Consider the following 23649-nt stretch of genomic DNA (forward strand, 5'->3'; position numbering starts at 1 on the left):
GCGCCAGGGTGGGCGGGCAGCTGTTCTCCCGGGTCAGGAGTCCTGGGGCGGGCATGGACGTGGCGAACAAGGGGCCCTTGACGGGGCTGTTGAGCAGCTCGACGATCCGGTTGTCCTGGGCGTCGTTGCTCATGACCTGGAAGTGTTCGGAGTCGTTGTCGCCGCTGACGACCGGGAAGGTGGTCAATGGGGTGCTGGTGCTGTTGTTGGCGAGCCCTCCCCGCTGGTCTGCCTCGGCGAGGAAGAGGTCGTACGGGTCGTCGCAGAAGATGCGGCTCTTGTTGCCTGTGACGGTGTCCAGTTTGGTCAGGATGAGCCTGTCCTTCACAGAGGACTCGGCGCCCTTGGTGTAGGGGTGTCTGTTCTGCATGTTGATGTACAGCGTCCGGGTGGAGGGAAGCAGCATCTCGAAGGCGGTACCGTGCTCGATGGTGTTTCCTCCGGTGCCGACCAGCACATGCGATGGGACCGGGGTGGTCTGGATGCTGTTGATGGTCGGGCTCTGCGTCACGAGGTCATCAATGGCGCCTCCCTCGGCCCCGTCGATTTTGACGCCGAAGTTGCGCAACATGTTCCTGACGGCGGTCATCTCCGATGCGTTCAAGGACGTTCGCATCCTCACGACCTCGTCCGCGATGCGCGTGCCCAGGTGGGGGGTGTTCACGGTGATGAGCCGGTTGAAGTAGCCTTTTCCGAGGTTCGAGTCGTCGTGGTAGTCGGTCCGGTCGACGAACTTGCGGGCCATCAATCCGCCCATGCCATGGCCGATGACGTCGACCTGGGTGACGGCGACATTGTCATGGCGGTGCTCGGTCAAGGCCTCGTCCACGGCCTTCGAAACGACGTCGACGTTCTGCGGAGACTCGATGCCCGCCGAATTGTAGAGCGCGTAGTCCGCACAGGTGACGTCGAACAGGGGGTTGCCGGAGATGCGGGCGCTGCCCGTCCAGAACAGGCAGCTGGACCAGATGTCGTGAACGACCACCAGGGGGGGGCGGATGATGTTGAGCGGGAGCGTCTCCGTGACAGTGGCCCCTCCCGTCGGGGTGAAGGCCGCGGAGAGCGTCGTGGTCCGCTTGTTGACCCCGGCGGAGGTGCCGTTGTTGAAGTCCTCGGGGCTCGTATACAGCGCCAGCGCGTAGAAGCCCGTGCTGAGCTGCACGGCGGGGACCGACACCGTGTTGCTCACGGTGGAACTCCCAATGGCGCTCAAGACGCCGTTCGGGTTCCCGGTGGCGGCGGGCACGGAGAACACCATGTTTCCAGCGCCGCTGACCTTGGCGCGCACGACGAGCTTGGTTTCGCCATCGGCGACCACCGCGCGAATGGAGGCGCCGTTGTCCTCGTGCGCGAGCGCCTCCAGGTCTTGCGACACCGTGCGCGAGCTCCTGTCGATGAGCTCGGGGTTCGGGTCGACCACCTGGAAGGTCCCGAAGGTGATGTTGTCCAGGACCACCGCCGAGTCCAGGATGCCGTCCCCGAGGTCCTGGATGGAGAACTCGAGGGTGACGGGCCCACCGCCCCTGATGGGAATGTTGATGATTTTGTAGTTGGTGATGCCCATGTCCGGGAACGTGGGGATGGTGGACGGGTAGGTGATGGGGAAGTAGTCGATGCCATCCGGGTCGTCGGCGAGCAGGTCGAACCCGGAGCCTCCGGCGCGCGTGGCGGAGGCATCGAAGAATTCGGCGCTGTTCACCGACGTCTGCTCGATGATGCGCGTGTTCGTGGCATCGGTCACCCGGACCGTGAACACGTCATTGAATTCGCTGCCGACGTAGTCGGGCGACTCGGCGCTCAGGAAGCGATAGTCGAAAGACATGCGGGAGATTCCCGCGCGCACGTTGAAGGTGAGCCGCAGCGTCACCGCGTCCCCCTCGATTCCCGTGGGCGTGAAGTCCGTGCCGGGCTCGGTGGCGCGCGTCGCATGCTGGTTGATGGTGCCGGTGCTCAGGACGGCCAGGGTGTTTCCCATGCGGGGCTTGATGACCCCGAAGGTGGGCAGCACGAGCGCCGAGTCATCCGCGGGCGCCGTGAGCGTGGCGGTGGTCCCCGCGGGAGCGTCCATCGCCGCGGCGAGCGCCGCGGCCGTGGCGTTCAGGGTGTTGGAGGTTGCTGGCGCTGGCGCCATGAACTGGCCCGCGAGGCGCAGCCGCTCCGTCCTGGCGTCGGCGCGCAGCCTGGAGGCTCGTGGCTGTTCCGGCTCGGGCGGAGGGAGACTGGCGTCACCACACGCCACGGCGAGCGCTACGACAAACGGGAGCAGGAGAACGGTGCGCGTCTGCATCAGGTTCACTCCGTGGTGTTGAGCTGGTGTGGCACGTGGGATGCGGGCTTCGGTGGGCGATAACGGGCACGGCCACCCAGCGGTTTCCCACTGGGTGGCCGGGTCTTCCGAGCAGGGGCCTGACTTTGGCCGCGAGCCAGGCGCGCTCTACTTGCGCTTGGCGGACATCACGTAGTCGCGGTGCCACTTCTTGGGCAGGTGGGCGAGCACATTGCCGTCCTTGCTCGTCATCGCGATGGACTCGTACTTCTGCTGAATCTGGCCGTCACCCACCACGAAGCCGTTGGCGTAGACGACGGTCTGGTCCGCGGCGAGCGCCAGCTTCTCCGCATCCGAGCCCACCTTGACGTTGTAGACCTTGCCGGCGTACGGCTCGCGGCTGACGTCGACGAGCTTGCTGGGGCCCGTCTTGGTCATGACCACGTCGCCCTTCTTCAGGGAGCGGGCCTGGACCATGCCGCGCGCCATGACCTGGATGGGGTGCATCTCCGTCATCAGCAGGGAGCGGCCGGACTCGCTGCGGATGCGCACCATGGGCACGGTCTCCACGCCGATGGCCGTGTCCATGACGGTGAGCGCGGGCTGGTGCGGGTTGAGCACCCGGTCACCGGCCTTCACCGACTCGATGGGCGCCACCTTGCCCGCGGCCAGCTCGATTTCAGTCCCCGCCGCCAGGCAGCTGTTGGTGATGGTGAGCTTCTTGAAGGAGTAGCTCGGCCGGTCCACCAGGTCGTCGTTGCTCAGGGTGATGGAGGACTGATAGGGCGTGGAGACGGTGCCGGAGACGAGCACGAGCGGCAGCGTGATTTGCGCCGTCAGCTTCACCGTGTCCTGCACCTGACGGCAGCCGTCGTCGAAGAACGCGGCGTTGGCCTCCGTCATGTCCCAGTAGAGCGTCTTCTTGTCCGAGCTCAGCGTCACGCGGTTCCAGAACTGCGCCATCTTGGCCTGCAGGGTGTTGGTGTCCGTGACGTCGCAGCCGCCGCCCACGTTGGTGAGGATGAGCTTGATGTGGCCGGAGTCGGGACGCGCCACGTTGTTGTTCAGGTCGACGCGGTACTGATTGATGACCGCCTCGTTGAACGTGTGCGCGCTGCGGATGGAGACGTTGCCCTTGAACGGCAGCTTGACGGACTGGGGATTGCCCGTCAGGTCGTAGTCGCAATCCTGGGTCCAGGTGCGGTTGAGGCACACGGAGATGAGGTTGTCGTTGAACTTGATGTCCAGCGGCGCCTCGATGACCGGCGGGAGGTTCAGCCGCGGCTGCTGGGTGGTGGTGGTCGCGACGTCGGAGCCGACCTCCTTGAAGACGTACGAGTCCGTGAAGCCCTCCACGGTGTCCTCGGCCTTGTATGACGCAATCCGGTAGCGCGTGAGCCGGGTCAGGGCCAGGTTGCCCTTGGCGTTGACCGTCACGTTCGTTCCGAGGTCGTACTGCTCACCCCAGATGAGCTCGCCCAGCGGGTACCCCGTGGTGTCGGTATAGGTCGTGTCCGTATAGGTGTAGAAGGAGCCACCCGGGAACGAGGACGTGGACGTGCCCGTGCCATCGTTGAGGACGTCGGTGTCCTCACCCGTGCTCGCGGCGGCGATGACGTGCTGCTCCTGCCGCGCGGCGGAGTTCTCCGCGAGGTCCTTGCTCACGGGCAGCAGGCCCGGCTTGTAGCCCAGGGCCACGTGCTCGCGGTGCCGCGTCTCCATCGCCTCGAACAGGTAGGGAGAGTTCTCCGGCGTCTTGCCGGCGATCTTGAGCCGCGCGAGCGCGAAGCGGTACTGCGCCGGGTCCGCCAGGTTCAGGCGGATGCGGACGTCGGGCTTGGCGATGCCGTGCAGGTAGCTCTGGTCTGCCTGGTACGTGGCCCACTCGGCCTTGGTCAGCCGCGAGGCATCTCCCACTCCTTGCCTGGTGCGGCCGAAGTTCGCCACCTGTTCATCCCGGGGCGCCGACGTGCAGCCCGACAGCAACGCCAGTCCCGTGGTGCAACCCATCACCAGAAAACGACGCATTCCCATCATAGTGCCTCCTCCGCTTCAGACCGCCGTCAAGGACATCCAGACACGTTCAAATCACTCACACACCTGGGCGTAGTCGGGGCAGCAGTCGCCGAACTCCGCGCAGCCCGGGTCGCAGAAGCAGCCGTCCGCGGCCTCGCCGCAGAGCCCCACGCAGCTTCCGGGCGCGGCGCAGACGAAGTTGCCCTGGTTCAAGTCACTGAAGAGCAGCACGTTGGGCGAGTTCTGGGGATGCAGTACGCAGTCAAGGGTCGCCGAGGCCTTGAGGTTGGTGTTGATCTGCGTCGGGGTGGCCGAGCGGTGGGTGCTCAGGTATTGGGCCACGGCCCCCGCGACGTGGGGGCTGGCCATGGAGGTCCCGTCGTCGACGTGGGTGGCCACCGCGTCACCAATGGACGCACCGAGGATGCTCACGCCCGGGGCGAACAGGTCCACGCATTGCCCCCAGTTGGAGAACCCCGCCCGGGTGTCCGCGTCGTCGACGGCCGCGACGGTGATGGCCTTGGGTTCGCTCGAGGGGGAGCGGGTGCAGGCATCCACGTTGTCATTGCCAGCGGCGACCACGACGGTGATGCCCTGATTCACCAGGTTGGCCACCGCGGTGTTGACGGGGACGAACGTTTCCCCGGCCAGGCTCATGTTGACGACGCAGGGCCCATCCTGGAGGGGACAGTGCGTCCCGACGAAGTTCAGGCCGGCGATGATGCCAGCCCAGCTTCCCTTGCCCGTGCAGCGCAACACCCGCACGGGATGGACGGTGGCCTCCTTGGCCATCCCGTAGAGGGTGCCCGCGATGGTGCTGCTCACGTGGGTGCCGTGGCCGTTGCAGTCGTCGGTGCCCAGGCCGTCGACCACGGAAGTGAACCCCTCGCCCACCCGGCCGGAGAACTCCGAGTGCTCCGCGTTGAGGCCCGTGTCCAGGACATACACATGGACCCCGGCGCCCGTGCTGCCATGGTCATTGTAGGTGCCGTCGTGGCCCTGGCGCTGGTCCGCCCGGTCGATGCCATCCGCGGGGCTGGGGACCAGCCCCGTGAGCGAGACCTGCTGGTTCTCGTGGATGGAGGCCACGCCCGGGTTTCGCATCAGCCGGTCGAGCTCCGCCTTGTCCAGCCGCGCGGCGAACCCGGGGATGACCGAGTACGGGTGCATCAGCGAGTTGGCTCCACCCGCGCGGGCGATCTGGTTCGCCGCCGCGTCGATGGCCATCCCGGTGACCCCTTCGGAGAAGACGACGATGTACTCATCGGGGATGCGCAGGTCGTCGGGTGCCTTCGCCAGGCGCACGCGCTCGTGAGAGAGGCTCGTGTCGGCCTGGGGCTCTTGCGCCTGTCGCTCACAGCCGCCGCTCCCCACCAGGGCGAGGGTTGCGAGCGCGGACAGGACCTGGGCTCTGTTTCGAGGGCCGCGGAAGAAGTGAGGCTGTGGGGATCGCATGTCGTCTCCGCGTGGGGCAGGTGGACTGGTGGCGCGATGGCAACGGGGCTCCGCTGCCAGGTGGATGTGCTGGAGTGGGGGAGCGGCGGGGGAGACCGCTCGAGGCCGAGGCCGTGTGGCGCCAGGCACCCACGGGAATCCGCTAGACGGCGACTCCGGGGACGGGGTGCCAACGCAATGTTCGCGAGTTAATGACGCCCGCTGGCTTCAACCTATGCAGAGATTCTCAAATTTCACTTAGAGTGAATACTTTCATTGAGGATGCTGCTGAGGCTGAGATTGATTTGACTCTCCACGGTCCGGAGCACGCTGGTGAACTCCTGGGAGGAGAGGTCCAGGCGTTCCATGAGCAGCCGTCGCGTCTCGTCGTGCACGGCCTGTTGGGCGCTCTGGAGCCACCGGGAGACGGTGGACTGGTTGACGCTGAAGAGGGCGCCAATCTTGGTCGTGGAGAGGTGATCCACGAAGTGCAGGCGGAGCAGGTAGCGATGCTCGCTGGGGAGGGCGGCGAAGGCGTCCTCCAGGGCCCGGCGGAACTCGTCGTGGTAGCGGCGCTGGATGACCTCGAGCTCCGGGTCCGAGTGGGGGGCGGGGAGCAGCTCCAGGAGGGCGTCACTGAGTGGGCCTTCGTCGTGGGTTGTCCGGAGCAGGCTCAAGGCCGTGCGCAGGGAGATGACCCGCACCCAGTTGGCCAGGGTGCCCCGACCGGAGTACTCGGCGATCTTCGGTGCGCCTCGGCCGCGCACCAGCAGCCGCTCCCGGACGCGTTGGCGGACCTCGTCGACCACCGCGGGGGACAGCCGCATGTGCGCGAGCACGGAGGGCAGGCTCACCATGTGGTGTCGCTCGAAGGCGGCGAGCGCCGAGGGAAGGCCCTCCGCGCACGCACACGCGAGGAAGAGGTCCGCTGGCACCAGCTGGGCGAGCAGGTGCGCCAGCGCGTCGCCTGACGCCCGGTGGGGGACGTGGGTGGCCAGATGACAGACGAAGGCGTCGGCGCCCAGGGGGATGTCTGGCCACTGTTCGCTGCCCGCCCTCCAGCAACGCAGCAGTTGCTGCTCGAGGCCGTCAGGGGGCTGGGCCCCTTCGCCGCGAGTGCCGATGCGCGCGAGGAATAACGGTGCGAATGCCAAGCCCCCCCCCTTCTGGGCGCCATTATATCCCAGCGTATGACCTTGCTGGCTAGGCAGGGTAATCTGGGTGGAGGTCGTCTTTGGGCATGAAAAGGGCGAGTTTCCAGGTTTTCCGAATGAGGCCCGTTTTGTGCGAGGCTTCACCCGGGGTGCTTCAGGGGGGTGGCAAATCCTTTCATCCAGCTGCCTGTGCGAAGAAGAGGTGGTGGCCCTGATGGAAGGGGGGCTGGAGACAGGGGCGCGTGCCCGGGTCCATCACCATGCCGCGGCGTGCCCGGCTTGCCGCGAGTTGCTGGTGGCCGTCGTGCGCAGCGAGGCGTTTCACCTGGACCCGGCGGAGTCGGTGTTCGCTCCGCATCGGATGGCCCCCCTGGGGGAGACGTGGACGCCGCCGACGGAGCTGGACGAGTTCCGATTGATGCGGCTTCTGGGGCGCGGGGGGATGGGGGCCGTGTATCTGGCGCACGACACGTCCTTGGACCGGCTGGTCGCGCTGAAGCTCAGCGTCGCGCTCCAGCCGGACACGAGCACGCTGGCGAGCTTCGCCATCGAGGCGCGGGCCATCGCGCGCATCAAGCACCCGAATGTCGTCACCGTCTTCCGCGCCGGTCAAATCGAGGGGCGGCCCTATCTGGTGTACGAATACGTCGATGGGAAGAGCCTGGCGGAGCTGCCCTTGCCCTTGCCCTGGCGCTACGTGTTGGACATCGCCCTGGGGTTCTCACGGGGACTGAGGGCCGCGCACCAGCGCGGTGTGCTTCACCGTGACCTCAAGCCGGGCAATGCCATCCTGGACTCAGACGGCACCATCAAGCTGCTCGACTTCGGGCTGGCCGCCTTCGTGGGGACGGACCGCTCGACGCCCTGGGCCGTGCCGGGCGTCGTCGGTACGCCTCGCTACATGGCGCCCGAGGTTCGCCTGGGCGCGGCGGCCACGCCGCAGAGTGACCTCTACGCGCTGGGCCTCCTGCTGTACGAGCTGTGCACGGGCAAGGTTCCCCGCGTGAGGCCGACCGCCACCGCGCCGCTGGCAGGGCCGCGAGCCGGGAGCCTGGTGCCGTTGACGGAGCTGGTGCCGGGAATCGACCGGGACTTCGCGGGGGCCATCGAGCGCTGCCTCGCGGACGACCCCGCCGGGCGCTTCGGCCTCGCGGACGCGTTGTGCCTGGCGCTGGAGCGCCTGATGACACCGCTTGGAGGCGAAGCGGCCTTTTCCCCGGAGAGGGCTTCTCCGGGGGCCGTCCAACCCTGGGAAGGGCTCACCACGCTCTGACGGCTTCACGCCGCCGCCTGGTGAGCCTGCGTCAGCGTCCCGGCGAGGGCCGCGGCGCGGGACGCTACAGCTCGACCTTCTTCTCCGTCTGCGTCGTCCCGTCGAAGCGGAGCATCACGCCCTTGTTGTCATAGCGGGTGATGATGTTGACGGGCCGGCGCCAGAGGGACTGGAGGTTCTTGAGCGTCTCTCGGGCGTAGTCGCCCTTGAGGTCCTGCCCGTCGTGTTTGTGCGCGAGCAGCAGCTCTCCCCGGTTCTCGTGGTTGCCGTCCACGACTTCGATGATGGGCTGGCCAAAGTTGGTGAGCCCCTGGAGCAGCTTGCTCTTCACCTTGCGGAACTCGCGGTCGAGAATCTCCCAGGAGTTGCGTTTGTCATTGAAGCCATACACGAAGAGCTTCTGCTCCATCGCGAATTCGGGCGTCAGGAACGTGTCGATGAAGGTGATGTCGTTGTAGTGCTTGCGGACCTCGAAAATCTTCTCGCGGCCAGCGCCCGATTTCTTGTCCCAGGAGCGGCGGGCGCGCAAGTCGTCACACTCGTCCCACTCCTTGCCGAAGCGGCCCTTGTTCCACCGCTCCTCGATATCCCGCCACAGCTCGATGCCCAGCTTGTAGGGGTTGATGGCGCCGGGGCGGGTGCCCATGGTGCCGGAGTGGTGGTCCGCGTAGTCGATGATTTCGTCATCGCGCAGGGCGCGGCGGGTCATGATGGTGGAGTGCCAGTAGCTGGCCCAGCCCTCGTTCATGATTTTCGTCTGGCCTTGCGGCGCGAAGTAATGCGCCTCCTCGCGCAGAATGGCGAGGATGTCCGACTCCCACGGCTCCAGCGGAGCTTCTTCCAGCAGGAAGAGCAGCACGTCGCGCTGGGGGCGCTCGGGGAACTTCTTGGCGCGCTGCTTCTCGTCCTCCACCTTCTTGCGCTGGGAGTCGAGGAACTCCGACGGGTTGATGTAGCCGCGCATGTACTCGCGGCCGACCTTGAAGCCCTCCACGCGCTCGTTGGCCTTCAGCTCGTCTTCCGCCCGCCGGGGGTCCGGGTTGCGCCGGATGTGGGGCGAGTGCTGGTCGATGAGGTTCTCCAGGCTGAGCGTGCGGTCGATGAAGTCCTCGACCTTCTCCACGCCAATCTTGTCCACCCAGCGGCGCACCCGCGTGGCGTGGTTGGCCATCTCGTCAATCATCCGCCGGTTGGTGTGGCGGAAGGAGAAGTTGTTCTTGAAGAAGTCGCAGTGTCCGTAGACGTGGGCCATGACCAGCTTCTGGTCCACCTCCGGATTGCTCTCCATCAAGTACGCGTAGCAAGGGTCATTGTTGATGACGAGCTCATAGATTTTGCTGAGCCCATACTCGTAGCCCTTCGCGAGCTGCTCGTATTCCATGCCCCAGCGCCAGTGGGGGTAGCGCGTGGGGAAGCCGCCGTAGGCGGCCACCATGTTCATCTCGTCGTAGGACACCATCTCGAAGACGGTGTCGAAGAAGTCGAGGCCGAACTCCTTCGCGTAGCCGTGGATTTCGTCCCTCAGCGCGGCGAGACGGGGTGTGAGGCTCTTGGGCATCGGGAAGTCTCTCCGAGGGGCACGTGGGGGAGGCCAGACGTCAGCGGCCCTTGCCGAGGAAGTCCTTGATGGACGCGTAGATGGCGTCCTTGTCCGCGATTTCGCTGAGCGCGACGTTGGGGGTGTCTCCCACCGCCTCGCGCAAGTCCTTGATGAACTGGCCGCTGCCGTAGGGGGACTCCACCTGTCCGTAGGCGAACTGGTTGACGTTGGGCAGCACGTCGTTGCGCAGCATCTCGATGCACTGGCGCGTGTCGTCCGCGCTCCAGTTGTCACCGTCGCTGAAGTGGAACGGGTAGATGTTCCACGCGCTCTTGGGGTAGTCCGCCAGGATGATGTCCCGGCAGAGCTTGTAGGCGCTGGAAATCATCGTCCCGCCGGACTCGCGGGTGTGGAAGAAGGTGTCGCGGTCCACTTCGCGCGCCACCGCATCGTGGATGATGTAGCGCGCCTCCAGGCCCTTGTATTGATGACGCAGCCACGTATCGAGCCAGAAGCTCTCGATGCGGACAATCTCCTTCTGCTCGTCGCCCATGGAGCCGGACACGTCCATCATGTAGATGATGACCGCGTTGGTCTCCGGCAGGTCCTGGAGCTTGTAGCTGCGGTAGCGGCGGTCTTCTCGCGTGGGGATGATGACCGGGCGCGCGGGGTCGTACGTGCCCGCGGCGATCTGCCGCCGCAGGGCCTGCTTGAAGGTGCGCTTGAAGTGCCTGAGCGATTCCGGACCGGTGGTGTTGATGCCGGTGTAGCGAATCTTCTGGGTGACGATCTTCTCGTTGTGGCGCCGCTCGATGTTGGGCAGCGACAGCTCCTCGCCCAGGATTTGCGCCAGCTCCTCGAGCGTGACGTCCACCTCCAGGGCGTGGTCTCCCTCGCCCTGGCCGGCCTGGTGGCCCTCCCCGGGCTCCACCGCCCCGGGGCCGAGCTGCTGACCCACCTCGCCCTCGCCCTGTCCGACGCCGCCCTGTTCCTTGTGGCCGTACTTGAAGCGAGGGATGTCGATGAAGGGAATGGGGATGCTGATGGCATCCTTGCCTTTCTTCCCAATCATCTCGCCCTTCTGCACGTACTTGCGCAGGTTGGCTTTGATCTTCCCGCGGACGATCTGCTTGAAGCGGGAATGGTCCTGGTGGATCTTCAAGGTCACGACGGCTCGCCCTTCTCCTGAGGTGGTTACTCCTTCGCGTCGCCGCGGGCGAAGATGCTCGCCACGAAGTTCAGCACGTCCGTGGAGCAGATCTCGCAGTAGCCGTAGTTCTTCATCATCCGGTCCTTCACCAGGTCGATCTTCTCCTGGGTCTCCTTGTCCACGACGGAGGAGACGAGGTTCTTCAGCTTGATGCTGTCCTTCTGGTCCTCGAACAGCTTCAGCTCCAGCGCCTTGTGCAGCCGCTCGTTCGTCCGGTAGTTGAAGGTCTTCCCCTCCACCGCCAGCGCGCCGATGTAGTTCATGATTTCGCGGCGGAAGTCATCCTTGCGGCTGTCGGGGATGTCTATCTTCTCCTCAATCGCACGCATCAGGCGCTCATCGGGCTCTTCGTAGAGGCCGGTGTACTTGTTCTTGACCTTCTCCTTCTGGGTGTAGGCCTTGATGTTGTCGATGTAGTTGCCGCACAGCTTGCCGATGGCGTCCTCGTCGGCGGAGATGGCGCGTTGGACCTCGTTCTTGACGATGTCCTCGTACTCCTGCTTCACGGACGTGAGCAGCTCCTTCATCCGCTTGCGCGCGTCCTCGTTGCTGATGAGCGAGTGGGTCTTGAGACCCGCCTCCAGCTCGTTGAGGACCATGAAGGGGTTGATGCAGCCCTCGCCCTTGTCGCTCACCAGGGCGTTGGAGATTTTATCCTGGATGTAGCGCGGGGAGATGCCCTCCAGGCCCTCCCGGTTGCTCTCCTTGCGCAGTTCCTTGATGTTGTCTTCGGTGAAGTTGGGGAGCGTCTTGCCGTTGTAGAGCTTGAGCTTCTGGAGGAGGGAGAGGTTGTGCTTCTTGGGCTCCTCCAGGCGGGTGAGGACGGCCCACATGGCGGCCATCTCCAGCGTGTGCGGGGCAATGTGCTTGCCCTTGATGGCGCGGGAGTTGAAGTCCTTCTCGTAGATCTTCACCTCCTCCGCGAGCTTGGTGATGTACGGCACGTCAATCTTCACCGTGCGGTCACGCAACGCCTCCATGAACTCGTTGTTCTCGAGCTTCTTGTACTCGGGCTCGTTGGTGTGGCCGAGGATGACCTCGTCGATGTCCGTCTGCGGGAACTTCTTCGGCTTGATTTTGTGCTCCTGCGACGCGCCGAGCAGGTCGTAGAGGAACGCGACGTCCAGCTTGAGCACCTCGACGAACTCGATGATGCCGCGGTTGGCGATGTTGAATTCGCCGTCGAAGTTGAAGGCGCGCGGGTCGGAGTCGGAGCCGTACTCGGCGATCTTCCGGTAGTTGATGTCGCCGGTGAGCTCGGTCGAGTCCTGGTTCTTTTCGTCCTTGGGCTGGAACGTGCCAATGCCCACGCGGTCCTTCTCGCTGAAGATGAGCCGGTGGACGTGGATGTGGTCCATCACCCGGGCGAAGTCACCGTGATACTGCGTCATCAGGTCCTTGAAGACGAAGCGGCACGCGGGGCACAGCTCGGAGCCGTCGGGAATCGTGTGGCCGGACTCCGGCGGGGAGATTTCCGCGTAGACCTTGGGGCGCCACTCCCGGGGAACGAGGTTGAGGGGCTCCTCGTTCATGGGGCACTTCATCTTCTCCTTCACGGTGGTGCCATCCGGCAGCTTCTTGTCGGTGGTCCAGGAGAAGGTGTACGCGGCGCCTTCGGGCGTCTTGGAGTAGTCCTCCGTGCCCTTCTTGAGCAGGCGGGCGATGGTGGACTTGGAAGAGCCGACGGGGCCGTGCAGCAGGATGACGCGCTTCTCGGTGCCGTAGCCCTGGGCCGCGGACTTGAAGACGTTCACCAGCTTCATCAGCGGCACGTCCAGGCCGAAGATGGCGTCGCGGCCGCCGAACTTCTCGTCGCTGAAGAAGTGGTAGCGGATGAGCTTCTTCTTGTTGTCGATGTACTCCGTCTTCCCGTGGCTGAGGATCATGTCGTAGATCCTCTGGAAGGCGGTGCGTGTCACCTTGGGGTTCTTGCGGACGATTTCGAGGTAGTCCTCGAATGAGCCCTCCCAGGTGAGCTCCGCGTAGGTCTTCGCGTCCTGGAGCGCGGCGATTCTGGAGACCCACGAACCCTTTTCAGCGTCCCTCATGTCTCTCCCTCGGGGGCCGTCCAGGGGTGCGAAATGTTCACACCCGAGGGGGCCAGAATGGTGAACCTGGAGGGCTGGATTGCCATTCCACAACCATCCCGCCGAGGTCCCAGGCACGACAGCCCTGCAGCCAATTCGGGACCCCGCCGCGGAATGGGACCGCGCGTTACGCTCGTGTCAGGGGCAGGACGCCGACCAGGCGCGCCCCCTCCACGGGGTGAAGAGGCAGAGGTGATTATAGGGCGGCGCTGGCGAGGGGGTAGGTGCCCCCCCCGAACGCGAGGGGTATTGAACGCCTGAAGGGTTTTCGGGCGCCCGCGGAAGGGCCAACTGTCCGCTGGTTGTGGGGCGGCGTCTCCGTTCGCTCCACATGTCGGCGTCAGGGTTTGCGTTCGTGCGAGGAAAGAGCGGCAGCCAGGCGGGCGACCCGGGCCTGGAGGGTGATACCTTCGCCCATTTGCGTACGGTGGGCGGGCTGGAAGAAGACGCACGCGCGGTGAGGCTCCGGGCGTTTCGGGGCGGGCTTCGCTGAGGGTGAAGTCGCTGGGAGGGCGAGGGTGGCGGAAGCGGGGGTCGCCAGCTTGGCTTTGTGCCGTGCCTGCGTATCCTGCCGCGCGTCATGGCGACCGCACCTACTCCTGTCTCCCACCCTTCGTCCCCCGTGCCGAGCCTCGCGGCGGTCCCCACCCCCGCGCACGAGCCGAGCACGCGCTGGCTTCTGGGGATTCTGCTGGTGGTGGCCCTGTTGCCGCGGCTGGTGGTGTTCTTCCTCAACGAGAATCTCTACGGCGACGCGGTGGTGCGCACGGAGCTGGCGGAGCGCTGGCTGCGCGAGCCGCACCTCATCACCGCGTACGGGGATGGCGCGTACCAGTTCGGTCCGCTGCACCTGTACCTGGTGGGCGTGGCCCTGTCGGTGTTCGACAGGGAGGTGGCGGGGCGCGTGGTGAGCCTGCTGTTCGGCGTGCTGTCGGTGGTGCCGCTGTTCGCGCTGACGCGGCGGCTGTTCGGCTGGCGCGAGGGCGTGGTGGCCGGGCTGGCCTTCGCCGCCTGGGGCATGCATCTGCAGTTCTCCACCACGGCGGGCAGCGAGGCGGTGTCGCTGTTCTTCATGCTGGCCGCCTTCGCGCTGTACGCGGAAGCGGTGGACGAGAACCGCTTCGCGCCGCTGTTCCAGGCCGCGCTGATGCTCAACCTCGCCTGCGCGCTGCGCTACGACGCGTGGATGTACATCCCGCTGCTCTGCGTGGCGTTGGTCTTCAGCAGCCAGGACAAGGTGGCGGCGTTGACGCGCGCGGTGGGCTTCGGGCTGGCGTGCCTCCCGTTCCCCCTGCTGTGGATGCAGGGCAACGAGCTGATGCATGGCGATCCGTTCTTCCCCGTGAAGGCGGTGGAGGACTTCCATCGCAACTGGGTGCTGTCCTCGGCGGGCTCGGGGGCCGCCATCGGGTGGCGGGTGCAACAGCTGTTCTTCTGGCCCGGGGTGGCGCTGCTCACCCTGTCGCCGGGCGTGGCGTTGCTGGGCATGGTGGGCATGGTGAAGGCGTGGAAGGCGCGGCCGGACACGCGCTGGCTGGTGGCGGCGGCGGTGGTGCCCACCGCGTACTTCACGTTCCGCGCGGTGGTGCTGTTGAACTTCGTGCCGCTGGGGCGCTTCACGGTGACGCAGCTGGTGGTGCTGCCGGTGTTCGTGGCCTTCGGCTTCGCGGCGCTGGTGGGCAGCAAGGGCGAGGGGCTGCGCAAGGCGGTGGTGGGCGTGACGGCGGTGCTCGCGGTGGCGCTGCCGGTGGCCATGGGCCTGTTCACCTTCCACGCGGAGGGGCGGCTGCAGGATTCCTTGCGGCCGGTGAGTCCCACGTCGACCAACCCGGTGCCGGTGATGCGGGTGGCGGACTTCGTGAAGGAGCAGGTGGCGGCGAAGGGGGGCGCGGTGGCCCTCGACGACGACCCCAGCTACATGGACCTGCAGGTGGCCTTCTTCTCCGGGCTGCCCGAGGAGCGCATCGCCCGCGTGCGCTGGGACACCTTCCGCAAGCGGCTGGCGGAGGCTCGGCCGGAGGTGTTGGTGCGCTTCGACCAGGGCTCGCTGGTGAAGGACCCCGGCGTGAAGCTGGAGGGGCGCACGCTGACGCTGGATGGCGTCGGCTACGAGGAGGTCGAGGGGTTCATCGCGCCGCTGCACGTGTACCGGCGCCGCGAGTAGGGGGGCCTCAGGGCTTGCGGGGCGCTGCTTGCTGCTTGCGGAAGAACTCCACCTGCCACTGCTTCACGAGCGCCTGGTGGCAGGCGTAGGTGGGGCAGAAGAGGTGCGTGCCGTCGTTGCGTGACACGAAGAAGAGGTCCTCGCAGGCCATGGGCGCGAGCGCGGCCTGGAGCGCCGCGGCGCCCGGGCTGGCGATGGGGCCCGGAGGCAGGCCCGACACCCTGTACGTGTTGTACGGGTGCGGCGTCTGGAGGTCCGCGCGGGTGAGGTTCTTCGTGAAGACGCCGCGCAAGAGGCGCATGGCGTAGAGCACCGTGGGGTCCGTCTCCAGGCGCATGCCCTTGCGGAGTCGGTTGTGGAAGACGCAGGCGATGCGCGGACGCTCCTCGGGCGCTCCCGTCTCCTTCTCCACGATGGAGGCGAGCGTGAAGGTCTGCAGCAGGCTCAGCTTCACGCCCGGCTGCCTCGCCGCGTCCGCCTTCCGGTATTCCTCCAGCGCTCGCGCCACCATCTTCCCAAGCACGGCCTCTTCGCCTACGCCCTTGGAAAAGGTGTACGTGTCCGGGAAGAGGAAGCCCTCGATGGACTTCGCCGGCACGCCTGCCTCTCTCAGGAAGGCCGCATCGGCGACGAGCGCTTCGAGCTTCTGGAGGTTGAGGCCGAGCCCGGACGCCGCGAGCAGGGGGAGGATCTCCTCCGCCCGCAGTCCCTCCGGCACGGTGAAACGGTGCAACTTCACCTGACCGGTGACGATTCTCTCCAGGACCTGGGCCGGGGTGATGGGGCCCTGGAATTCGTACTCACCGGCCTTCAGTCGGGGCCCGAATCCCTCCTGTCGCAGGTAGCGATAGGTCCGCTCCTCGTCCGGCACCACGCCTCGGGCCGCCAGGAGCCGGGCGAGCGCGCGAGGCCCCGTGCCAGGAGCAACGTCCACCGTCACGGGCGCGGGCAGCGCGGAGGGCGTGTCGGCGAAGTCGTCGAGGTGGCGCGCTTGCTGGAAGTACCAGCCTCCCACGCCCGCCGCCGCGAGGACGGCGAGCGCGAGCACGGCGACCAGGGCCTTCTTCACTCCGAGGGTTCCGAGTCGTAGTCGTCGTAGTCATCCGCGTGCAGGGCCGTCTCCGGGGGGCGGCGGGCGTCCAGCCAGCCCTGGAGGATGAACTGCGCGGCCACCTGGTCGATGACCTCCTTGCGGCGGGCTCGGCTGACGTCGGCTTCCAGGAGCGTGCGGGTGGCGGCCACGGTGGACAGGCGCTCGTCACACAGCTCCACCTGGACACCGAGGGACTGGGCCACGGCGTCCCCGAACTTGCGCGAGGCCTCCGCGCGCGGGCCCTCGGAGCCGTCCATGTTGAGGGGCAGTCCGATGACCATGCGGTCCACCTCGTGCTCGCGCGCCAGGGCGCCGAGGGCGGCGAGGTCCGCCTTGAGCGAGGTTCGTCGGATGGTGGTGACGCCCTGGGCGGTGAGACCCAGGCCATCCGAGACGGCCACGCCGATGGTCTTGGTTCCGAAGTCCAAACCGAAGGTGCGCATGTGCCGGGGACCATAACCGCAATCCTCCGTCGCGGACCGCTCCGTCCGACGTCGGGGACGCGCCTTGCCTGTCAGTGAGGCTAACCGACGGAATTCGCTGCGACGACGTGCGAGCCGTCAGGCGGCATCCTCTCTGCAAACCCGACGGCCCATCGCACGGCACGGCTTCCAACACGCCGCGCGGGAGGGCTCATGGTGGACTTTCTGAAGGGCGCGACGAACCTGCTGGCCAGCCCGGAGGGCACGGCGATGAATGGGGCGGGTGACGCGGGGGGATTGCCGCCCCTGGTTTCCAACTCCATCAAGACGGCGGCGGGCGTCGCGACGGGCAACGTGTTGTTGGCGGCGAGCGGCGTGGTGGGGGTGGCGGAGGACTTGAAGAAGAACCCGCCCGCGAAGACGGAGTACGCGTCGGCTTCGGGGGGAGCGGCGGCGAAGACGGAGGGCTATGCGGCAATCCTTCCCACGGGCACCAGCGCGCTGGACCCGAAGATGCTGGATTACGAGGACGCGCTGAAGGTGCTCGAGGCGAACTTCGACCAGCTGGACCTCGCGGATGGAAAGAAGTCCGGCTCGCTGTCGAAGGACGAACTGCGGCGCGCGGCCAACGACGCGAGCCTGTCCCCGCAGTTGCGAAGCGCGGCCCGCTTCCTGACGGAGAACGCGGCGTTGTTCGAGCGGGTGGATTCGAGCGGGCTGCTCGCGCGGTTCATGCCGGTGGTGGGGCGGCTGTACAACGACGACCGCATCAAGCTGTCGGGAGTGCGCTCGGAGCTGAAGCGCGTGGGCGAGGAGTTCGCTCGCTACGGACGACCGGAGCGCCCTCGGACGCCGAAGCCCGAGCCGGAGACGTGTCCGCCCTCGACGGGGACGCCGGGCACGCGCCCTCCCACCACGGGAGGCCCATCGCCGGGCACTCCTTCACCGGGCACGCGTCCTCCGTCCACGGGAGGCCCATCGCCGGGCACTTCGTCACCGGGCACGGGTGGAGGAACGGGCCCGGTGGGTGGCGGTGGCAAGCCGCCCACGTCGAAGGACCCGGATTTTCGCGAGTACCTCGAGGCGGTGGCGGTGCTGCGCGACAACTGGGGCACGTTCGACACGGCGGCGGGAACGAAGGATGACCGCGTTACGCGCGAGGACATGGCGGCGCTGCTCTTGAGCCCCGCAGCGTCCTCGACGCTGAAGAAGGCCGCGCAGTTCTTCAAGGACAACCCGCTGTACTTCGACCGGTTGGAGATGGCGGCGGGCATCGACGGCCGCGACGGCATCATCGGGTTGCTGGATGTGAAGGCGGAGCTGGCGCAGTCGGGCGGCTCGAAGATGACGACGTCCCCGTCGAAGGGCTCGAGCGCGCGCTCCATCGTCGACAACCCGAACATGAGCATCGAGGACAAGGTGCAGGCCATCCTCGGCTCCATCTCCACGGAGACGGACGCGGAGATTCTCCAGGTCATGGAAAGCATGGCGAGCGCGGGGGAGGACCGCGCGTCGCTGGGCACGTCGGACGCGGACAAGAAGAAGGCGGCGACGCTCGACGGGAACATGCGCGAACTGGAGCTGCGGCTTCAGCGACTGCTGGAGAAGCGCAAGTCCATGTTCGACCTGATGAGCAACATGTCCGCGAAGTTCAACGAGATGGCGAAGACGGCCATCTCCAACCTGCGCGGGGCCTGAGGAGCCATGGGACGCGTCATCAAACACGAAGGGGCTGAGGCGATGCGGATGGAGAGCGGCGCGGTGCAGCGGATGAAGTCCTTCGCGCGGGGCGAGGCGACGTGGGCGGAGGTGGAGGGGATGACCTTCGAGGAGGCGAAGGCGATTGCGCAGGTGGGGTGTGACCTGGCCGCGGCGGGGCGGTTGGAGGAGGCGCGCATCCTCTTCGAGGGCCTGGTGGCGGGGAACCCGAGGGACGCGGGGGCTCGCGCGGCGCTGGGCACCGTGTACCAGAAGCTCGGGAGGCTGGAGGAAGCCATCGCGGAGTACAGCGCGGCGCTGGCGAGGGATGCCGCGCATCCGGTGGCGCTGGCGAATCGGGGGGAGTTGTACCTGCGCAAGGGGGAGCGGCAGGGGTTCACGGACCTCTCCAACGCCGTGGAGGTGGACCCGCACGGCGAGACGGCGGCGGGCCGCCGGGCGAGGGCGCTGGTGAAGGCCATCACCCTGGTGGCGGTGGAGAAGCTGAAGCAGGACGCCCAGCAGCCGTAGCTGGGCACGGGGGGGTGTGGTGCCGCCGGCGCTCGGGGGAGTGGCCCGGCGGCGGCTGTCGGCGGGTGGGCTCGTGTGGAGAGGGAACGGGAAATGGGGGAGCCCACCTGCCGGCCGCTTTTTCGGGTCGCGTCAGGGTTGAGGCAGGTCGGCGAGCCGCTCGCCAATGGGGGGATGGCTCTGTCCCTTGAGGACGACCCAGCGGGGGGGCGCGGGGTCCATCTTGTTCACGCGGGCGGCCTTCACCAGCATGCGGCGGAACGCGTCGACGTCGTGGGTGAGGCGCAGGGCGTAGCGGTCCGCCTCGCGCTCGCGCTCGCGAGAGAAGGCCCCGGCGATGGGGCCGCCGACGAGGAGGACGCCGGACAGGAGCAGGGAGAGCAGGGGGAGGGTGCGGATGTCCGCGAAGCGCGTGGTGCCAAACCAGCCTCGCGTGGAGGCGGCGCGCAGGAGTCGGTCGATGGCGAAGAGGAGCGCCACCAGGGCCAGCGAGGAGGCGATGCGGCCGGGCCACTTCGGCTCATGCACATGGCCCGCCTCGTGGGCCACGGCGGCGAGCACCTCGTCCTCGGTGAGCTCCTGCAGGATGATGTCGTTGAGGACGATGGTGCGCGTGGGGCCCTGGCCCGCGAAGTACGCCTGGAGCCGTCGCGAGGCGATGGAGGTCTTCTCCACCAGCACGTCGGAGAAGGCGATGTCCGCCTGGGTCATCAGCTCCGTCATCCGCGTGCGCAAGGGGCCCGCGGGAAGGGGGTGCTGGTCGAAGTAGAGGCGCCCCCGATACGGGTCCAGCGCGGAGGAGACGAGCAGGAGCAGGGCGACGGGCACGCCCAGAATCCACCACCAGTGGCGCGTGCGACGGGCCAGGCCGTACAGGCCGATGACGAGCGCCGCGATGGCGAGCGCCCCCAGCAGGTGGCCCTTGAGCATGTCCCGGGCGAAGGCGGCCGGGGTGTAGTTGGACATGCCGTGCTGGTGCTCCAGCGAGTACGCGAACCAGATGTCCACCGGCGCGTAGACGAGCTTCACGAACAGGTCCGTCATCAAGGCGAAGAGGACGGCCGCGCCCCAGCCCGACTCACCCCACAGCCGGTCCATGGCGCGAAAGAAGGCGCGGCTGACGGGGGCGGTGCGCAAGAAGCCGAGCCTGCGCTCCATGCCGGCCGCGGCCGCCGTGGCCATGCGGAAGAAGGGGTGGACGAGCACGCCCAGGAGCAGCGCCAGCAGGGCCAGCCGCGCGAAGGGGTCCACCGCGGCCCGGACGTAGTAGGGCAGGTGGTAGGCGTGAATCTCCGCCAGTTGCTCGGGCGTGAAGAGGGGCTCCATGCGAAGTCCCCAGGCTACGCCGCGCGGCCCCTGGCTGCCCAGCCAGGGGTGGTCCACCGGTCTACGTATGGGGCTCCAGCTCGGAGGCGGGTGGGGCGGGGACGGGCTCCCCTTCCGCGTCCGCCAGGAGCAGGGCCTTCACCTTGGCGAGGCTCTCCCGCGTGCGGTCCACGAAGGCGCTCTGCGAGCCGATGCGTTCGGCCGTCTCCAGGGTGCGCTCGTAGATGTTGATGGACTTGGTGAGCAGCACGCGAATCTTCTTCCGCAGCTCCTGTCGGTAGACGACGGACTCCTCGGCGTTGAGCTCCGAGGGCGCCGGTGAGCTCACCATCTGCGCGTAGAGGTCCTCGTACAGCGCGCCAATCTGCGAGCCCGCGGCGGTGGCCCAGTAGCCGTTGCCCACGCGGATGGAGCGCAGGTAATGCCCTTGCGCGGACAGGAGGAGTTCCGCCTTGTAGTTGAGGTCCTCGGCGAGCTTGTCGGCGCCCTTGGCCGGGTCCAGCTTCACGTTCTCGTAGTGCAGCCGGTACAGCTCCCCCATGAAGAAGTGCGCCTGCGCGGGGAAGTAGTCGTCCACCTCGTCCTTGTCGGCCAGGGCCTCGTAGGACGAGATGGCCTTGCGCAGCGTGGCTTCCGCGGCGTCGGTGCGGCCCGCCTCCAGCTCGCAGACGCCCTGCTGCACCCGGGCTTCGATTCGGCGATTGGCCGGGAGGTCCTCGCGCGCGGCGATGGTGGTCAACACCGCGATGGCCTCGTCGTAGCGCTCCAGGTGGTACTGCGTCTCCGCCACGCGGAAGGACGCGTCCAGCGCGTCACCCTGGCCTTTGGCCGGGTCCGCCAGCTCGGAGAAGCGGTGCCACGCCTCCTCCCACTCCTTGAGGCGCTGGTGGGCGAGGCCCGCGTTGTAGAGAGACGAGCGACGGTGCTGGCTGTTGGGGTGGAAGTCCGCCAACCGGCCGAAGTAGCGCGCCGCCTGCTTGAAGTCGTTGGCCGCGAAGGCCGACGTCCCCCCGGCGAAGAGTTCCTCGTCGTTGAGCTTGTCCAGCTCCAGGTCCGCCGTCACCGTCACGGCGTCGAACTGGAGCTCCTGCTTCGGTCCTGACTCGGAGGCCTCCGGACGCGCGGCGCTGCCCGTCGTCCGACATCCGGTGACGCCCAGCCCCAGGGCCACTACCCACCACCAACGGCTGACCGACATGTACGTCCGCTCGCTTCCCGTCACGGAATGCGCCTCCTGGCCTTGCCGCCTCAGGACAACGCACCGTCCCTCGGAGTTCCCACCGCTCAGGTGGGCGCGCCCAGTTTAATGCGTCCCCCTGTTTCGTGCCGCCCCGGCTGGCCGCCTCCCGGGCGGGCCTGGCCGGGTGCTCGGCCCGGGCCTCAGAAGGTGTCGTCGCCGAGCAGGTAGCGGCCCGTCTGCCACAGGCTGGTGATGTCGTGTACGTCCAGTCCGAAGCGCGGCACCTGAATCAGGGGGATGCCCGGGCAGGCGGCCTGGAGCTGGGCGATGCCGCGTCCATCCTGCTCGGCCAGGACCTGGAGTTCGCGCAGCGTCTCCTCCACCTTGGCGCGCCGGGTGGGCGTCAGCGTGGCGGCATCCGCCCACATGGCCTCGGTGGGCAGCGGGTGGACGCGATTCACCACCAGCGCCACCACCTCCATCCGGTGCTGCTTCAACAGGGTGTTGAAGTGGATGGCCTCATCCATGCGCTCCGGATGCGGGCTCGTCACCAGCACGAAGCCCGTGGTGGCGTCCTCCAGAAGGGCTCGCACGCCGCGCGCGCGCTCGCGGAAGCCCTCGTTCATGCCGGACAGCGACAGCATGAAGCTGGACAGCTCCTGGAGCATCTCCGTCCCGGTGAACTTGGACAGCGCGCGCAGCACGTAGCCGCTGCGGTTGAACAGCGACAGGCCGAACTTGCCTGCCTTCAGCGCGGGGGCCAGCAGCCACTTCGCCGCCTCGTTGTCCAGGAAGTCGAGGACGCGGTTGGGCGCGTCGAGGAAGTCCAGGGCGTGGGCCGTGGGCGGCGTGTCCAGCACGACGAGCTCGTACTCGCCCTTGCGGCGCAGCTCCCACACCTTCTCCATGGCGATGTATTCCTGGCTGCCCGCCAGGGCCGTGGAGAGCGACTGGTAGAAGCGGTTGGCGAGGATGCGCTCGCGCTGGTCGGGAGGCGCGACGCGGGTGATGAGGTCATCCCACGTCTGCTTCATGTCCAGCATCATCGCGTGGAGGGGCGCGCGGGCCGTCACGCCCAGCGGCTCCAGCGCGGAGGACGGCACCTGCGTCTCCGCGTTGCCCAGGGCGGACAGGCCCAGCGAGTTGGCCAGGCGCTTCGCCGGGTCGATGGTGCACACCAGGCTGCCGCGGCCGTCCACCGCCGCGCGCAGGGCCAGGGTGGCCGCGACTGTCGTCTTGCCGACACCGCCGGAGCCGACGCAGATGAGGACGCGCTTCTTGGAGAGCGCGGGACCGAGGGCCGTCGTGCTCACTTCTCCCCCATCACCAGTGCTTCGAGGTGGCCCATGACCTGTTCAATCGCATCCCGACCGAAGGTGGGGAGGTACAGCCGGGGGACGGTGAACACCGGCGCGTGAAGGTTGCGCTCCAGTTTGGTGCCCGCGAGCACCGTCAGCGACGCGCGGTCATGGTTCGCTTGCGCCACCCGGTGCAGCTCGGGGTGGCCCACCAGCGCTTCCAGGTCCGCCTCCGTGAAGCGCTCCGGGATGGACTGGTTGAGCACCGCCGCGTGCGTGCGGATATGCACCTTGTCCTTGAGCGCCGCGTGCAGCTCCAGCGCCTCGTTCACCGGCATCTCCTCCGGGAGCGCCACCAGCACCGCCGCCGTCACCGACGGGTCCACCAGCAGGTCTCGCATCTTCTGCGCCTCGCGGGACATGGGCCCCTGAGGCACCGTCTGCACGAGCACGTGCGGCACGCTGAGGAAGGAGATGGCGTGACCGGTGGCCGGCGCGTCCAGGACGATGGTGTCGAAGCGCCACCTGCCGTCGGGGAGCTTCTCCTGCAGGTGGTACATGATCTTCCCCAGCAGGACGAGCTCCTGCAGGGACGGGATGAAGCGCAGGAAGTAGCGCACCAGCCGGTTCTCGAAGACCGTTTTGTAGAGGGCCTCGAAGCGCAGCACCATGAGGCCGTACTCGCGCATGGCCTCCTGCGGACGCACGTCCACCGCCCAGAGGTTCTCTTCCAACAAGGTGACTTCGGGGCCGGCGGCGGGGTGCTCCAGGAAGCGACTGATGCGCTCCTGCGTATTCACCTCGCACACCAACGTCCTTCGCCCCGCGCGCGCCGAGCGAAGGGCGAGCGCCGCGGCAACCGTGCTCTTGCCCACGCCGCCCTTGCCGGAGACGACCCACAACCGCTTGTCCAGGAGCCCTGCCATAAGAGAGCGGCGAACCGTAGGAATCGTGTCT

Annotated in this window: 17 protein-coding genes; 4 read left to right on the forward strand and 13 right to left on the reverse strand. The window is 67.3% G+C overall.

The genetic code is table 11. The annotated features are described in order from the left end of the window. From FJV41_RS24145 to FJV41_RS24160, 4 genes are all read right to left on the reverse strand, one after another. On the reverse strand, nucleotides 1-2287 hold a 2287-nt coding region (locus FJV41_RS24145; RefSeq protein ID WP_181790892.1), incomplete at its 3' end, for a choice-of-anchor L domain-containing protein. Nucleotides 2288-2434: 147 nt separating this feature from the next. Continuing rightward, entirely contained in the window at nucleotides 2435-4294 is a 1860-nt protein-coding gene (locus FJV41_RS24150; RefSeq protein WP_246137378.1) for a Hint domain-containing protein, read from the reverse strand. A gap of 60 nt (nucleotides 4295-4354) precedes the next feature. Next, a complete protein-coding gene (locus FJV41_RS24155; protein WP_141644898.1) occupies nucleotides 4355-5737 on the reverse strand; it encodes a S8 family serine peptidase in 1383 nt (460 codons plus the stop codon). 233 nt (nucleotides 5738-5970) lie between these two features. Beyond that, entirely contained in the window at nucleotides 5971-6870 is a 900-nt protein-coding gene (locus FJV41_RS24160) for a sigma-70 family RNA polymerase sigma factor (protein ID WP_181790894.1), read from the reverse strand. 214 nt (nucleotides 6871-7084) lie between these two features. Here FJV41_RS24160 and FJV41_RS24165 point away from each other — a divergent pair, with 214 nt between their 5' ends. Then, on the forward strand, nucleotides 7085-8143 hold the full coding sequence (locus tag FJV41_RS24165) for a serine/threonine-protein kinase (RefSeq protein WP_246137381.1): 1059 nt from the start codon (nucleotides 7085-7087) through the stop codon (nucleotides 8141-8143). 64 nt (nucleotides 8144-8207) lie between these two features. On the opposite strand, the gene FJV41_RS24170 is transcribed toward FJV41_RS24165, so the two are convergent. Genes FJV41_RS24170 through FJV41_RS24180 form a run of 3 tightly spaced genes read right to left on the reverse strand, consistent with a single transcriptional unit; the run spans nucleotide 8208 to nucleotide 12941 of the window. Further along, nucleotides 8208-9701: a SpoVR family protein gene (locus FJV41_RS24170; RefSeq protein WP_141644900.1), complete on the reverse strand. Its 1494-nt coding sequence runs from the start codon at nucleotides 9699-9701 to the stop codon at nucleotides 8208-8210. 40 nt (nucleotides 9702-9741) lie between these two features. Beyond that, a complete protein-coding gene (locus FJV41_RS24175; protein WP_141644901.1) occupies nucleotides 9742-10851 on the reverse strand; it encodes a DUF444 family protein in 1110 nt (369 codons plus the stop codon). 26 nt (nucleotides 10852-10877) lie between these two features. After that, nucleotides 10878-12941: a PrkA family serine protein kinase gene (locus FJV41_RS24180; RefSeq protein WP_141644902.1), complete on the reverse strand. Its 2064-nt coding sequence runs from the start codon at nucleotides 12939-12941 to the stop codon at nucleotides 10878-10880. Between the two features lie 619 nt (nucleotides 12942-13560). Here FJV41_RS24180 and FJV41_RS24185 point away from each other — a divergent pair. After that, nucleotides 13561-15144 (forward strand): ArnT family glycosyltransferase, encoded by a 1584-nt coding sequence (locus FJV41_RS24185; RefSeq protein ID WP_141644903.1) that lies wholly within the window; start codon nucleotides 13561-13563, stop codon nucleotides 15142-15144. A gap of 7 nt (nucleotides 15145-15151) precedes the next feature. On the opposite strand, the gene mltG is transcribed toward FJV41_RS24185, so the two are convergent. Together mltG and ruvX are read right to left on the reverse strand one after the other, a co-directional pair. Next, nucleotides 15152-16213: an endolytic transglycosylase MltG gene (gene mltG / locus FJV41_RS24190; RefSeq protein WP_141644904.1), complete on the reverse strand. Its 1062-nt coding sequence runs from the start codon at nucleotides 16211-16213 to the stop codon at nucleotides 15152-15154. Next, complete coding sequence (gene ruvX / locus FJV41_RS24195; RefSeq protein WP_141644905.1) at nucleotides 16210-16680, reverse strand: Holliday junction resolvase RuvX; 471 nt, start codon at nucleotides 16678-16680, stop codon at nucleotides 16210-16212. The genes mltG and ruvX overlap by 4 nt, the downstream gene beginning before the upstream one ends. A gap of 192 nt (nucleotides 16681-16872) precedes the next feature. On the opposite strand from ruvX, the gene FJV41_RS24200 reads away from it, so the two are divergent. Beyond that, nucleotides 16873-18357, forward strand: coding sequence for a hypothetical protein (locus FJV41_RS24200; protein ID WP_141644906.1), 1485 nt, complete (start codon nucleotides 16873-16875; stop codon nucleotides 18355-18357). Nucleotides 18358-18363: 6 nt separating this feature from the next. Beyond that, entirely contained in the window at nucleotides 18364-18888 is a 525-nt protein-coding gene (locus tag FJV41_RS24205) for a tetratricopeptide repeat protein (protein WP_141644907.1), read from the forward strand. A 132-nt stretch (nucleotides 18889-19020) separates the two neighbouring features. Here the strand turns inward: FJV41_RS24205 and FJV41_RS24210 are convergent, their stop codons facing one another. From FJV41_RS24210 to FJV41_RS24225, 4 genes are all read right to left on the reverse strand, one after another. Beyond that, the gene (locus tag FJV41_RS24210) at nucleotides 19021-20214 is read right to left on the reverse strand and encodes a M48 family metalloprotease (protein WP_141644908.1); all 1194 of its coding nucleotides are present in this window, start codon (nucleotides 20212-20214) and stop codon (nucleotides 19021-19023) included. A 61-nt stretch (nucleotides 20215-20275) separates the two neighbouring features. Next, the gene (locus tag FJV41_RS24215) at nucleotides 20276-21412 is read right to left on the reverse strand and encodes a tetratricopeptide repeat protein (protein WP_141644920.1); all 1137 of its coding nucleotides are present in this window, start codon (nucleotides 21410-21412) and stop codon (nucleotides 20276-20278) included. 182 nt (nucleotides 21413-21594) lie between these two features. Continuing rightward, entirely contained in the window at nucleotides 21595-22707 is a 1113-nt protein-coding gene (locus tag FJV41_RS24220) for an ArsA family ATPase (RefSeq protein WP_141644909.1), read from the reverse strand. Next, the gene (locus FJV41_RS24225; protein ID WP_141644910.1) at nucleotides 22704-23618 is read right to left on the reverse strand and encodes an ArsA family ATPase; all 915 of its coding nucleotides are present in this window, start codon (nucleotides 23616-23618) and stop codon (nucleotides 22704-22706) included. Before FJV41_RS24225 ends, FJV41_RS24220 begins: the two co-directional genes overlap by 4 nt. Nucleotides 23619-23649: the final 31 nt, after the last annotated feature.

Origin of the sequence: Myxococcus llanfairpwllgwyngyllgogerychwyrndrobwllllantysiliogogogochensis (genome assembly GCF_006636215.1) — a bacterium.
GTDB classification, from domain to species: Bacteria; Myxococcota; Myxococcia; order Myxococcales; family Myxococcaceae; genus Myxococcus; species Myxococcus llanfairpwllgwyngyllgogerychwyrndrobwllllantysiliogogogochensis.

Coding starts and splice junctions, on each gene's coding strand:
- FJV41_RS24185 (WP_141644903.1), top strand. CDS start 13,561: ATGGCGACCGCACCTACTCCTGTCTCCCACCCTTCGTCCCCCGTGCCG.
- FJV41_RS24180 (WP_141644902.1), bottom strand. CDS start 12,941: ATGAGGGACGCTGAAAAGGGTTCGTGGGTCTCCAGAATCGCCGCGCTC.
- FJV41_RS24165 (WP_246137381.1), top strand. CDS start 7,085: ATGGAAGGGGGGCTGGAGACAGGGGCGCGTGCCCGGGTCCATCACCAT.
- FJV41_RS24225 (WP_141644910.1), bottom strand. CDS start 23,618: ATGGCAGGGCTCCTGGACAAGCGGTTGTGGGTCGTCTCCGGCAAGGGC.
- FJV41_RS24155 (WP_141644898.1), bottom strand. CDS start 5,737: ATGCGATCCCCACAGCCTCACTTCTTCCGCGGCCCTCGAAACAGAGCC.
- ruvX (WP_141644905.1), bottom strand. CDS start 16,680: ATGCGCACCTTCGGTTTGGACTTCGGAACCAAGACCATCGGCGTGGCC.
- FJV41_RS24150 (WP_246137378.1), bottom strand. CDS start 4,294: ATGCGTCGTTTTCTGGTGATGGGTTGCACCACGGGACTGGCGTTGCTG.
- FJV41_RS24170 (WP_141644900.1), bottom strand. CDS start 9,701: ATGCCCAAGAGCCTCACACCCCGTCTCGCCGCGCTGAGGGACGAAATC.
- FJV41_RS24215 (WP_141644920.1), bottom strand. CDS start 21,412: ATGTCGGTCAGCCGTTGGTGGTGGGTAGTGGCCCTGGGGCTGGGCGTC.
- FJV41_RS24205 (WP_141644907.1), top strand. CDS start 18,364: ATGGGACGCGTCATCAAACACGAAGGGGCTGAGGCGATGCGGATGGAG.
- FJV41_RS24210 (WP_141644908.1), bottom strand. CDS start 20,214: ATGGAGCCCCTCTTCACGCCCGAGCAACTGGCGGAGATTCACGCCTAC.
- FJV41_RS24200 (WP_141644906.1), top strand. CDS start 16,873: ATGGTGGACTTTCTGAAGGGCGCGACGAACCTGCTGGCCAGCCCGGAG.